General features: G+C 70.6%; 11 protein-coding genes. 5 read left to right on the top strand and 6 right to left on the bottom strand.

Annotation, left to right across the window (positions count from 1 at the left end):
• Positions 1-113 precede the first annotated feature (113 nt).
• Positions 114-527, top strand: coding sequence for an acyl-CoA thioesterase (locus IT359_01515; GenBank protein MCC6927642.1), 414 nt, complete (start codon positions 114-116; stop codon positions 525-527).
• A gap of 3 nt (positions 528-530) precedes the next feature.
• On the opposite strand, the gene IT359_01510 is transcribed toward IT359_01515, so the two are convergent.
• Both IT359_01510 and IT359_01505 read right to left on the bottom strand, forming a co-directional pair.
• Complete coding sequence (locus IT359_01510) at positions 531-1,160, bottom strand: DUF421 domain-containing protein (GenBank protein ID MCC6927641.1); 630 nt, start codon at positions 1,158-1,160, stop codon at positions 531-533.
• Between the two features lie 124 nt (positions 1,161-1,284).
• Entirely contained in the window at positions 1,285-1,989 is a 705-nt protein-coding gene (locus IT359_01505) for a BON domain-containing protein (GenBank protein MCC6927640.1), read from the bottom strand.
• 639 nt (positions 1,990-2,628) lie between these two features.
• Here IT359_01505 and IT359_01500 point away from each other — a divergent pair.
• The 4 genes from IT359_01500 to IT359_01485 all read left to right on the top strand — a co-directional run bounded on the left by IT359_01500 (position 2,629) and on the right by IT359_01485 (position 8,230).
• On the top strand, positions 2,629-3,705 hold the full coding sequence (locus IT359_01500; protein ID MCC6927639.1) for a Gfo/Idh/MocA family oxidoreductase: 1,077 nt from the start codon (positions 2,629-2,631) through the stop codon (positions 3,703-3,705).
• Positions 3,702-4,427, top strand: coding sequence for a hypothetical protein (locus IT359_01495; protein ID MCC6927638.1), 726 nt, complete (start codon positions 3,702-3,704; stop codon positions 4,425-4,427). Before IT359_01500 ends, IT359_01495 begins: the two co-directional genes overlap by 4 nt.
• A 459-nt stretch (positions 4,428-4,886) precedes the next feature.
• Entirely contained in the window at positions 4,887-6,617 is a 1,731-nt protein-coding gene (locus tag IT359_01490; GenBank protein MCC6927637.1) for a hypothetical protein, read from the top strand.
• A gap of 182 nt (positions 6,618-6,799) precedes the next feature.
• Positions 6,800-8,230, top strand: coding sequence for an oligosaccharide flippase family protein (locus IT359_01485; GenBank protein ID MCC6927636.1), 1,431 nt, complete (start codon positions 6,800-6,802; stop codon positions 8,228-8,230).
• Here IT359_01485 and IT359_01480 read toward each other — a convergent pair.
• Genes IT359_01480 through IT359_01465 form a run of 4 tightly spaced genes read right to left on the bottom strand, consistent with a single transcriptional unit; the run spans position 8,227 to position 12,921 of the window.
• Positions 8,227-9,366 (bottom strand): glycosyltransferase, encoded by a 1,140-nt coding sequence (locus IT359_01480; protein ID MCC6927635.1) that lies wholly within the window; start codon positions 9,364-9,366, stop codon positions 8,227-8,229. The genes IT359_01485 and IT359_01480 overlap by 4 nt on opposite strands.
• Positions 9,363-10,553 (bottom strand): glycosyltransferase family 4 protein, encoded by a 1,191-nt coding sequence (locus tag IT359_01475; protein ID MCC6927634.1) that lies wholly within the window; start codon positions 10,551-10,553, stop codon positions 9,363-9,365. The genes IT359_01480 and IT359_01475 overlap by 4 nt, the downstream gene beginning before the upstream one ends.
• On the bottom strand, positions 10,553-11,548 hold the full coding sequence (locus IT359_01470) for a glycosyltransferase family 2 protein (protein MCC6927633.1): 996 nt from the start codon (positions 11,546-11,548) through the stop codon (positions 10,553-10,555). The genes IT359_01475 and IT359_01470 overlap by 1 nt, the downstream gene beginning before the upstream one ends.
• A complete protein-coding gene (locus IT359_01465; GenBank protein MCC6927632.1) occupies positions 11,545-12,921 on the bottom strand; it encodes an O-antigen ligase family protein in 1,377 nt (458 codons plus the stop codon). Before IT359_01465 ends, IT359_01470 begins: the two co-directional genes overlap by 4 nt.

Raw genomic sequence — 12,921 nt, 5'->3', positions numbered from 1 at the left:
TGCGACGGACGACGGGACAACCTCTGTCGCTCCATGCGACGCGACTCCCCGGTTGACCCGCGCGCTGGGAGCGCTTTCTTGCATGGAGCGCCAGGACTCCCCCCGACTTCCATATGTCGACGCCGCATCCCGACGATCGCTTCGAACTCCCGCTCGTCATCTCGACGGACGACATCGACGAGCTGGGGCACGTGAACAACGTCGTCTACCTGCGCTGGGCGCAGGACGTGGCGACGGCGCACTGGCGTGCCGCGGCTACGACGAGGCAGCAGGAGGGCATCGCCTGGGTCGCGCTGCGCCACGAGATCGACTACAAGCTCCCTGCCCTTCCCGGCGACGCCATCGTCGCGTCGACGTGGGTCGGGCAAGCGGAGGCGATTCGCTTCGAACGATTTGTGGAGATCCTTCGCGCGCGCGACCGCAAGGTGCTGGCGCGCACGCGCACGCTGTGGTGCCCCATCTCCCGTGCCACGGGGAAGGTCACGCGCGTAGGCGACGACGTGCGGCGTGTCTTCTCGCGGGGGTGACGCTCAGCGCGGGGTGGTGTCGGTGCCCGGGATGATGGAGATATTGCCCCCGCGTTCGAGGATGGCGTACCGGACCGATTGCAGGGCGAGCAGTCCATGCTGTTGCCGCGCCGCCTGGAGCAGGTCGTCGACATCGACGCGATGCCGTCGCATGACCTGTTCGCGCGGTTGACCATCCTCCAGGAGGACGGCGGGGACATCGTCCAGCCAGGTGGAGAGCGTGGGCGATCGGTCCTTGGCAAACCCCAGCAAGGCGTCCATGCCAACGAGCGTAAGCAGGATGAGGGCCGCGTTGGTGAGCGAGTGGTCGTCGCCGACGAGTGCCGGTTGCACTGCCTCGCTCACGATCAGCAGGATGGCGAGGTCGAAGGTGTTCATCTCGCCGAGTGTCCGCTTGCCCGCCAGGCGCAACACCACCAGCACCAGGAGGTAGACGAGCATCGTGCGCGGCACGGTGAGTCCGATGCCGCTCCCGGGGACCTCCCACCGGACGCCGGCAGCGACGAGCATCGGCACGAGGAGGAGCCAGGCGACGCGTCGGACGCGTGTGAAGCGAACATCGATGCGATCGTCGGCACCGATGCCCAGCGGGTCCGGTGGGCGGTCGTCGCGATCCATCGTGGCGTGATCCATCGGCCGGTGGCGAGTGGCGTGGGAGCATCCAGCGACGCGGGGGCGGCTCAGACGCGGACCGTGACGGTCCGGCGCTCGGGCCACGCCCCGCGTCGTGGGTGCCGGCAGGTGACGCCCTCCGTGCCTAACGCGACTTGCTGCGACCCTCGGCTCCTTCGCCGGCCGTCGACGTCGCGGTGCCGGCCCCCGAGGACGCCGGGTTGCCTGACGACTGCCGCCCTTCGCGCGAGCGGCCGGAGGCGCCCTGCTGCTCCGACTCACCGCGCCGGGACATGCTGGTCCCTCGAGCGTCGTCGCGTTCGGCGTCGTCCTGACGCCTGACGCGCAGGTGATTCTGGATCTCCGAGGCACCGAAGATGTTCTCGGCCACATCCTCCGCGGCGCGCTTGTGGCGACGGTCGCGCACCGTCCCGCTCAGCGTGATCTCCCCGTTGTCGACGGCGACCTCGATCTCGCTGGCATCGATGCCGGGGTGGCGTGCCAGTGCCTCGTTGAGGTCCTCGCGCATGCGCTCGTCGGAGCGCTGCCAACCCTTGGGGCCACGACCGGCAAAGGACGCGCCCCACGTGCCGCCATCCATCGCACCCGCGTACTCGTTAGGTCCGTAGAGGCCCTGGCGTCGCACGCGTGCGTCGTCCATGGCGCTCCCATCCTCCATGCTATCGGCGTACCGCCCCATGCTCCCCCACCGGCGGGCGCGATCCTCGCCCGGCCCGAAGCCATGGCGGCTGGAGTAGCCGTCGGCCTGCTCTTCGGAGCCCCACCACGGCTCGCGCGCACCGCGCGCTCCCCAGCCTGCTTCGCGATCGTACCGGGCGAACGAACTCATGTCGTCCTGTCGATCTCGATCCCACCGTTGCTCGCGGTCGCCGCGCCCAGGACGGCGGCTCGACCCGCGATCGTCCCACGCGCGGATTTCCCACGGGCGATCGCTCATCGATCGCGCATTCCACGATCCCGGTCGCGAGTCGTAGCGACCGCGCATCGAACCACCGTCGTCCCGATCGGCGTCCATTTCGTAGGACCTGCGCCAGGCCCCCGCATCGCCCTCGCGTTCGCGGTCGTCGGACCAGCGACGGTCTCGCGCGCGGTACGCACCGCCCTCCGAGTCTCCCTGGTCGTCCCAATCACGCTGGCGATCCCGCCGTGGGCGTTCGCGATACTCATTCGCCTCGTTGCGTCCAGACCACATGCTGATAGCTCCTCTCGTGAGGGTGTTGAAGTTGTGACGTTTGGCCGTCGGCCACGGAGCAACGTGCCGCTTCGCTTGTGACGGCAACAGTCGCCGCGCGGGGCGTTTTTCCCTGTCTCCCACGGGGTAGCAGCGCGCTCGTCCGTCATGCGTGTGGCATTCGCGTGGGATGCGCGGCCGGGATCGTCCGGAAGGTAGAGATGCTCCTCGTCCCTGGTCCCGATGCGGCGCGCCGCCGCATTCGCGAGTTTGCCTCTCCCAGCACAGGGAGCCGTGGTGTCACCCATCCGCTTCGCGTTGGTCGGGATCGGCGACATCGCCGAACGTGCCGTGATTCCGGCGTTTCGCCATGCGCGGCGCGACGTGCGGCTCGAGGCGCTCGTCTCCGGCCACCGCGCGCGCGCCCGGCGCCAGGTGTCGCGACGCGACACGCCGCTCGTGGTTCGCTATCAGGACTACGACGCCCTGCTGGAGAGCGGTGCGGTGGATGCGGTATACATCGCCCTTCCCAACCAGCTGCACGCCGACTTCGCGCGCCGCGCGCTGCAACGCGGCGTGCACGTGCTGTGCGAGAAGCCGGTGACCACCACCGTAGCCGACGCGCGGCACATGCGGGAGATGGCCGCGAGTACCGGGGCGCGGCTCATGGTCGCGTATCGGCTCTACTTCGACGAAGCGACGCGACGCGCGATTACCCTGGCACGGGCGCGCGCCACGGGCGAGCTGCGCATCTTTGCCTCCGTCTTCTCGTCGCCGGTTGACGCCGGCGACATCCGCCTCGAGCGCGCCGGTCGCGGTGGACTCTTCGACCTGGGGATCTACTGCGTGAATGCGGCGCGGATGGTCTTCGGCAGCGAACCGTTGGAGGTGCAGGGGATGCACCTGGGGGGCGGCGGCAAGTTTGGCCAGGTGCCGGAGATGACGGCCGCGCTGCTGCGCTATCCCGGCGAGCGCCTGGCGAGCTTTGTCTGCAGCCTGCGCGCGCATCGCGTCAACTGGTGGAGTGCGCTCGGCACCCGGCGCCTGTTGCGCATGGAGCCGGCCTTTCACTATGCGGAGCCGCTGGCGCTGCACGTGCAGCGCGACGGCCGGTCGCGACATACCCGGTATCGCATGCACGATCAGTTCGCGGCGGAGCTGCGGCACTTCGCGCGGACGGTGGTGCGTACCACTGGCGAGGACGACACGGCGCGCGATGGCGAGGCCGACATCCGCATCCTGGACGCGATCGACCGCGCGGCGCGCACCGGGCGGGCGGTGCCCGTGCGCGCGCCGGAGGGCGCGCCGGGAAGTGCGGTTCTTTCCTCAGCACCCGGCCAGCGCTCGCACGCGTCGAGGAGTCGCCCCGCATGAGCGCCCCGTCGCGGTATCCGCACTCGGCGACCCAGCCACAGGGGGCGCACGCCATGGTGGACATCACCGGCGAGCGCGGACACGCGGCGGCCACCTCGCCGACGCGCGCGCTCGACAGCGAGGGGCTCGCGCGCTACCTGCGAGCGCACGTCGGGGCCTCGGAGGTCGCGTTGCAGCTCACGGCAGCGATCGCGAGGGGAGCGCGGGCGCTCGACCGCGGAAGGGGGCGCAGTGCCGCGGAGGCAGCGCTCGAGCCAACGCGAATCGGCGAGGAACTGGGCGAGGTGATGCGCGTGCTTGCCCGCGAGCTGCGGGAGGAACAGGCAGTGCTCCGTGTCCTGATTGGCGCCGTGGGTGATGGTGAAGGCGTCGTGGCGCGCACGATGCGATGGGGGAGCGAGCGCCTGACGAGTCGGCGTACGTACGCCCCCCGCGGCCCTGGCGCGGAGCGCCTGCTCCTGGCGATCGAGGAGCTGTGCCTCGTGCTGTGGGCGCGTCATGCGCTCTGGCGCGCCCTGTCAGCCATCCCGCGTGACCTCATCCCCTCGCGGCGTCTGGACTGCGCGGGCTTTGCCGCGCGTGCCTGCCAGCAGCACGACGCCCTGGAGCAGTGGCGCCTGGCCTGCGCCACCAGCGCGCTCGTGCGGGACGTTCCGCATGAGGGAGTGCGGGACGTACCGTCGGTCCCATCGACGTACGAGGCGCGCGACGCTGGCGAGTGAGCGTAGCTTCCTCATCCGGGTGATCCCACTGTTGCGCCGCCGCCGGGCGTTAGGCGAGCCCAACGTTGCCGTGCACCTGATTGCTCGTCCAACGGATGACCCTGCTCCGCTTCCGGGAGCGCTCGAGTCCTCGAGCATGGGTCGCGACACGAGCAACGCCGGCCCCCGCCGGCCGCGCCGCGCGGCGAGGCTCCGAGAACGCGCACCTCTGCGTGCGCTCCGTGACACCACGCCGTTCGAGCCGCGGTTTGCTCAACTGCGGTGGTTGGATTGGCAACGTTCCTCGGAGAACGCCCGCGCACCGTTCGTGCCTGGCTCTCGTGCCTGGTGCTCGCCGCAGCATGCGGCAACGCGACACGCGCGGTATCGCCTCCCCGCGACCCCTCCCAGAGCGCCGCGACCGCGACGGGGTGTTCCATTCCCACGATCCGCGGCCCGGGCGGTGAACGCCCTGGCATCGTGGCAATCGGTGAAGTCGCACTCGCCGTGGGCGACACCGTGCGGTTGCGCGACGCCCTTCCAACGAGCACGATCGCGAAGCCGGAGCTCGCCAATGCACCGTGGACGGCGGATGCGCCCGAAGTCGCCGCACTCGCGGGTGACCTCGTGGTTCCGCTCGACGCGGGCGTGACCTCGGCGCGCGCCACGGTGGGGTCGCGCGTGTTCTGCGTCACGCTGCGGGTGATGGCGAGCGCCGTGAGCGTGCAAGGGCTGGTGGTGGCCACACCCGTGGGGCCGCTCTGGTCGGGGGCGAGCGCACGCGTGACGGCGCAACTGGCCCTTAGCGATGGACGATCGATCGCGATGCCGCGCGGCGTGACGTGGGAGAGCGCCGACTCCTCGATTCTCTCGATCGATGAAAGCGGTATGCTCGCCCCACGCCGTGCCGGTCGCACGATTGTCGCCGGTCGCGTGGGTCTCTTTCGCGACTCCGCCGTGGTGCAGGTGACCGATAGCGGCGTGGTGACATTGCAGCCGGCGGCGACGACGGCGTTCACGCAGTCGGTAGGCGTGAACGTGCACCTGAGCTACCTCGACCGGGTGTACGGGTCGGGGCTTCGCAGCATCATCATCCCGCGGTTGCAGGAGCTGGGGGTTCGTCACCTGCGAGACGGCGGCACGGTGCTCCCCAACGAGGATTGGATGCGGGAGGTGTACGGTCGCTATCGCGAGGTGGCTATGGCGACCGGTGCGCGCTTCACGCTCATCATGAGCCCGCGACGCACGGCGGCCGGTCCGGGGAGCAACTACGACGACATGACGCACGTCCGCGAGCTGCGCGATCGGCTCGGGTTGCAGGCGATGGCGGCGGTGGAGGGGCTCAACGAGCACGACAACTCGGGGCATCTGCTCTTTGCCGCCGAGGTGCGTGCGGCGCAGCGCGCGCTGTTCGAGGCGGTCAAGGGCGATCCGTCGCTCGCCGCCTCGCTGGAGGTGCTGGGGCCGTCGATGGCCTTCGCGCGAAACGCCCCCGCGGTCGGCGACCTGTCACCCTATATGGATGCAGGGTCGATTCATCCCTACAGCGGCGGCGGTGTCCCGACGTCGAGACTGGCGGAGCATCTGGCGGGAGCGCGCGTGATATCGGGCAATCGTCCCCAGCAGGCCACGGAGGTCGGCTACCACACGTCACCCGTGTCGACCAATCCCTGGCATCCGGCGGTGTCGGAGGGAGCGCAGGCGCGCTATCTCCTGCGCGAACTGCTGCAGCTCTTCGCGGCCGGGATCCGTCGGTCGTTTGTCTACGAGCTCATCGACGAGGGGAGCAACCCGGGTGAGATGGAAGATCACTTCGGCCTGCTGCGCCTCGACGGGAGCGCCAAGCCATCGTTCACGGCACTCCGCAACCTGCTGCAGATCGTTGGCGACGCGGAGGCGGCTGCCTTCGTCCCCACACCGGTCACGCTCCAGCTCCGTGGCGACACGACTGGCATCCGTCGCCTCGCGCTGCAGCGCCCGGGTGGCGAGCTGCTCCTGTTGCTCTGGCAGGACGCGGACGCCTACGACACCGCCAACCGGCGGGATCTGTCGGTGGCCGCGCGCCGCCTGACACTCGAGCTGCCGGGCTCTTCGAGGGTGCGCGTCTACACACCGCTCACCACGGCGGCACCGCTGACCACGCTGCCATCGGCGCGTACGATTCAGCTCGACGTCCCCGACCATCCCGTGATCGTCGCCATCGCGCCCTGACGGCGCAGGTCCGCGCGCGCTGATGGCGCGGGGCCGCGCGCGCTGACGGCGCGGGGCCGCGCGCGCTGACGGCGACGCGCTTCGCATCGGGATGAACAAACGTCGCCGGCGACGGTACGACGAGCACGCGGCTGTTGCTGCGGGCGATGGACAAACCGGCGGCAGGAGCTTGGCGACCGAGCATGGGTGGCAGGAGCGAGGCACTCGAAAGCGGAGGCGTGGCGGCGCACGAGGTCCTGGCCCGCGCGCATCGCGGTACGCGCGTCATGACGGCACGCGTGGCCGCGATGCGCGTCATCAGCGTGAGCGCGAACCTTCTCCTCGTCCTGCTCGTCACACCGCGCGAACTGGGGCTCCTGGCCGTCGCCCGCGGGACGTTCACGCTGCTGCAGTACGCTGCCGAACTCGGCGTTGGCAAGGCGCTGCTTCGACGCGCCGCGGTCCCCACGCGAGAGGAGTACGCCGCCCTCTCCGGGCTGCAACTGGCCGTTGGTGTCGTCATCGTGATGGCCGGCCTGGGGTGGCCGCCGCTCGTCCTCGGCTTTGGCGCGATCGATCGATCGTTCCACCTTCCCATGCTTGGCACCGTGGTGACCATGCTCTCGCTCGCCTGGGGAACGGGGGCACGCGTGCGGCTGGAACGGGCGCTGGCCTACGAGCGGCTGGCCGCGGTGGACGTCGCCAACGTCCTGATGCTGAACGTTGGGCTGGTCGCGTGCGCGGCGTTCGGCGTCTTTGTACCCGGCGCCTTTGTCGTGCTGGGGGTGAGCACCGTGGTGAGCAACCTCATGCTGCATCACTGGGCGCCCGGGCCCGCGCCGACGCTGGCGATTGCGCCATTGCGGGGCGTGATGCGGGATTCGGGCGGCTTCCTCGTGGCCTCCTCGCTCATGGTGGCGCGCGAACAGGGGACGGCGGTCGTGGTGGGGCTCCTGTTCGGGCTCCCGACCGCCGGCGTCTACTCGTTCGCCGAGCGTGTGGCGCAGGTCCTGAACATCTGCTTCGATGGCTACAAGAACGCAGCGATTCCGGCGGCGTCGCGCCTTGCGGGCGAGGCCGCGGCGCTGCGCTCGCTGGCGACGCGCGTGTTGTCGGGGAGCATCGCGCTCGTGGCGCCCTGCACCGTGCTGGGCGTGATCCTGCTGCCGGCGGCGGCGCCGTGGTTGCCGCGCTGGGCCCCCGCCATCGTGCTGACGCAGTGGTACATGCTGGCCTTCGGATTGTTTGGGGTGATGCTGGCCACGCTGGATCCGATCAGCGTGGCGCGGCGCGGGGCCGTCGTTGCGATGTGGGAGAACGGTCTCGCGCTCCTCGCGGGGTGGGGGGCGTTTGCGCTGCTCGCCTGGCTCCACAGCTCGCGCCTGGAAATGGCGGTGGTCGCGATGTACGTGATTCCCTCGCTGGCGCTGGTCGCGTTGACGCCAGCCGCCATTCGCCCCGCGCTCGAGCCCGGGGCGCGGAGATCGCTTGCCTTGAGCGCCGGCGGGCTGTTGATCTTCCTCGCGCTGCGCGTGGCCGGCGCCCCCGTGTGGAGCCGGGTCGCGACCGCGGCGCTCCTGCCCGCGCTCGCCCTGGGGCGCACCGCGTGGCAGGTGCTGCAGGCGCGGCGTTAGGCGCTCGCCGTATGGGGGGCCGGGGGGATGGGGAGAAGGCCGTCGGTCGCGCGCGCCACGGCCAGTACCACGGCGCGATAGAAGCGATTGGCAAACGACGGAATGCTGAACTGCGCCGCATGCGCCCGAAGAACGTTGACATCCCACGCGATCTCGTCGGCCCGGCGCACCGCGGCCGCCAGGGCGTCGGCCGTCTCCTCGGCGAACAGGACGCCGCTTTCGCCATCGCGCACCGTGTCGATCGCCCCACCGGCGCGCAGCGCGACGACCGGGCACCCCGCGGCATTCGCTTCCAGCGGCGTGATCCCGAAGTCCTCCTCGCCGGGGACGATGAAGAGGCTGGCCCGTGCCATGTACTCCACCACTTCCGCGTCGCTTCGGCGCCCGAGCAACCGGACCATCGGCCCGGCCATCGCGCGCAAGGCCTCCGCGTCCGGGCCATCGCCAATGATCACGAGTGGGCGGCGCAACCGGTTGAACGCCTCCACGGCGCGATCGATGCGCTTGTAAGGCGCGAGCCGAGAGACGATCAGGGCGAAGTCGTCCCGATCCGAGTCGGCGCGGTAGCGCGTGGTGTCCACCGGGGGAAAGACCACTTCCGAGTCGATGCCGTACGCGCGGCGGATGCGCGCACGCACAGCGCTCGAGTTGGCGAGATAGACGCTGGGCCGATGCCGCGTGCGGTAGTCCCAGCGGCGCAGGTTGGCCAGCAGCGGCGACAGGGCGAGGCGCGCAACGCCCGGGACGCGCTCGCGTTCGAGGTAGCGCTCGCTGTTCCACGCAAAGCGCATTGGGGAGTGACAGTAGCAGACGTGCACGGCATCGGGCCTCACACGCACGCTCTTGGCAAACGCCGAGCTGTTGCTGATCACAAGGTCGTACGGCGTCAGGTCGAGCCGTTCGACAGCGTGCCGATACAGCGGGAGGAGGGCGCGCGGCCCGATACCAGTGCCACTCAGTGCCTGCAGCCAGGGAACGGGGCGGATATCCGCCGTTCGCAGCCCCGGCCACAGCGTCTCGGCACGGACGATCGTCGTATGTATGGGAGCAGCCGGGAACATGGCGTGGAGCGTCTCCATCACGCGCTCGGCGCCGCCAGCCTGGAAGAAATAGTCGTGCACCAGGGCCGTCTTCATGCGACCACCGCGGCGGGCGTGCTTGGGGCGCTGCGATGCAGGGGGCGCCCCATCGTGTTTTGCAGCTGCCGGACGATGCCCGCCACGTAGGCGTCGCGCGAGAAGCGCTTGCGGGCGTAGGCGCGTACGTGCGCCGATCGTTGGCGGAGTTCGTCGGGATTGGCGAGCAGGCGCTCGAGCAGCGTCGTGAGGGCGTGCGTGTCGCCGGGCGGAAAGAGGAAGCCGGTCTCCTCCGGCATCACGAGCTCCGGTACCCCGCCGCACCGCGTGGCGACCGGGGCATGCCCTGCCATCATCGCCTCGATCAACGTGCGCGCGAACGGTTCGGGGGCGATGGACGGGTGCACCACCACGTCGACCACATGGAGGAGCGCGGCCACGTCGCTGCGCTGCCCCAGGAAATGGACGCGATCCTCGATGCGCAGCGAGTGCACCGCGTCACGGAGTTCCCGCTCGTACGCCAGCTCACCGAACAGGGGACCACCCGCCAGCAGCACGTGAACGCCGGGCAACGGCGCCACCGCCTGCAGCAGCGTGAGCTGTCCCTTCCAGCGCGCCAGCCGGCTGAAGCAACCGACGAGCGGGACGTCGGAGAGACCGAGGGAGCGGCGCAGCGCTGCGCCCGACGCGGCATGGCGCTCGATTGCAGCGTGGTCGATGCCGTTGTAGACCACGCGCACGGCGCGCCGCTCGCCGCCCGCCCGCACGAACGCGTCCGCCGCGGCCCGGGAGACCGCGATCACGCGGGCGCCGTTGAGCCTCGCCAGCTGCACGTCGGCCCAGACATTGAGCCGGCTGAACGTCGGTGTCTCCAGGATGTCGTGCAAGTGCCAGACAAACGGCCGGCGGCTGCCCAACTCCGCCACGCTACCGACAATCATCGCCTTCTGGCTGTTGGCGTAGACCATGTCGTACTGCGCCGCCATGCGCCGCACATCGCGCGCCGCCGCCAGCAGGCTCCGGACCGAGGCAGCGCTCGGTGCGGCGGTGTCGCGCCGGACATCGTGCAGCGCACCGAAGTCGCAGACCGTGACCGACACGCCCGCATCGGTGAGCAGCGTGCGCAGCGGGCCATCCTCGAACAGCAGGACGTGCGCATGCTGCCGCAACTCGGTCACGACGTCGAACATGCCAAACTCCGCACCACCGATCTGCGCGGCATGGTTGAGGAAGAGGATGCGTGGCATCAGCGTCTCCGATGACTGGGGGAAGGCGGGTGGTTGTGCCGCGCCTCGTCGGCGACGGTGGCGAGCGCCTCGGCACTCTCGTCGCCACGCGGCACCTCCGTCGTGCCAGACGTCGCGGGCTCCTCGGACGGGCTCAGCACGTCGTCGTCGCCCCGCATTCCAAAGCGGGAAAGCACCGTCGAGGGCGGGTGCGGCAGTGCCGGCGCGCGCTGCTGCTCCCATGCCGTGGCGTGACGCAGGAACTCGGCGACCGCCACCATCAGGGCGTGCACGAAGCCGCGGGCGCCCAGCCGCAGCCCCCCGCACGCGACGTAACACCAACCGAAGCGCAGCAGGGGCCGAACGATCAGCGCCGCGACCGGGATCCGACGGCGCGAGGCAAGGAGCATCTCGGCCTCGAGCGGGGCGTACTCGGTGTATCGCGCCACCTGTTGCGCAATCGTGAAGCCCCGCCAGTGCAGCAGGACGCCGCGCAGCGGAATCGCCCGACCGGAGAAGCGCACCTCGTCGTGCACGATGCGCTGCGGGTCGTACCGGCTGTAGTCCCGGTGGAACAGGCGCACGAATCGCCGGCGCTTCGACGGTCGCTTCATGCGTGGCAGGAGCGCCCCAAGGAAGTCATCGCGGCGATCGACCGAGTAGCCGTCGCGCGCATTCATCGCCGTCGCCAGCACATCGTGGATGGCAGCCGCCAACTCGGGCGTGACGATCTCGTCGGCCTCCATCACGAAGACCCACGGATGCCGCGCGGCTCTGATGCCGAGCGCGCGCTGGGCGATCCAACCGCGCCACGGCTCCACGATCACGCGCGCGCCGAACGATTCCGCAATTGCGACGGTCGCATCGGTGCTGCACGAGTCGACGACGACGATCTCATCGACGACACCGCGCACGCTACGCAGCGCACGCGCGATGAACGCCTCCTCGTTGCGCGTGAGGAAGACGGCCGACACGTGCTGTCGGCGCTCGCCGCGGGGCGGGAAGGCCAGCGTCATGGCTCGACTCTCGCCGCGACGATGGTCCGCGGCGCCGGCCGCGCCGCCAGCGTCGCGCGCCCCGCCGGCTGCACGCGGTGGTTGGCCAGCGCCACGGCAAGCCAGAACATCGCGCCGCCAACGCCCGCGAAGACGGTGCCGCCGGCCACCTGCGCCAGGAGCGCGGTTGCTGCGGCCAGGTAGCCCACGCGCCCGGCGCGTCCCACGGACGATGGCGCGAACGAGGCATGGGCCACCGCGGCGGCGGCCGAGAGCAGGAATGCCGCACCACCGAGCCACCCCAGCACGAGGACGATCTCCATGACGCCGTTGTCCATGTACAACCCCTGGTCGGCCAGTCGTGCCGAGGCGAGCCCGCGTGCCCCGCCCACCAGCGTCGCCCCCAGCCCCCTGCCCAGTGGATGCGCCCGGATGTCGGCGAGCACCACCGGCACCAGGTAGCGGCGTGCCCGGTAGCTCTCGTCGAGTGACAGCGTGCCTAACGTCGTTATGCGGGCACCGACGGTGCGTTCGACGGTGAGCCGCGCCTGTCCGTTGGGCGCGGCCTGCCAGGCCACGGCGGCAACGCCCGCGGCGAGCACGAGCGGGAGCGCGATGCGCCGTAGCGTACGCTGGCCCAGCAGGAGGAGGACGATGAGCCCGATGGCCGCCCCGAGCCATGCCGAGCGCGCCAGCGACAGGATGAACGCCGCGCTCCCCACCGCCACGCTCCCCCATCGCACACGCTCGCGCCGGGCGAGGATCATGAGGAGCGCCGCGGAGAGGAACTGGGCGAGCGGTCCCGGCGCGTTGAGGGTGCTGAACACCCGCACGCGCAGCGGCAATGGCGCGCCTATCGAGTCCATGCGCGTCTCGATCATCCACACACGATCCCACACCGGCGGCGCGACGTATTGCAGCAGCCCGTAGCACCCCACCACCATCACCCCCCCGATGAGGACGCGTCCCACGGCGCGATCGACCTCGCGATGTGCATCGCCCCGTACCATCACGTAGAGACCGAGCGCGATGGGCGCCCCCCAACTGAGCGCAGCGTACGCGACGAGCGCGGGCGGGGAGACGAACACCCCGACGATTGCCCCGCCCAGCACAGCGCCCCCCGCCAGCAGGAGCGGCAGCATGCGCGTGTCGTCGAGCCGCGACGACTGCCGCACCACGGTCAGGACCGCAACCGCGGCGGCGAGCAGCGGCGCCAGGAGGACGGGGCTCTGCGGGTCCCATCCATAGTGGGCATCGATCACCCGCCGCACGAAGGGCGAGAACATGAAGAGCGCGAGCGTCCAGGCCACATACCAGGCGGGGCGGGATTGCTGGAGCAGCATCGCAATGGCGACGGCCCCGGCCGGATACCCCACGCTGAAGAGCTGGCGCAT

The sequence above is a fragment of the Gemmatimonadaceae bacterium genome, assembly GCA_020852815.1.
In the GTDB taxonomy this organism is placed as follows: domain Bacteria; phylum Gemmatimonadota; class Gemmatimonadetes; order Gemmatimonadales; family Gemmatimonadaceae; genus SCN-70-22.
Note: the sequence above shows the minus strand (reverse complement) of the source record. Positions and strands in the feature narration are given on the sequence as shown.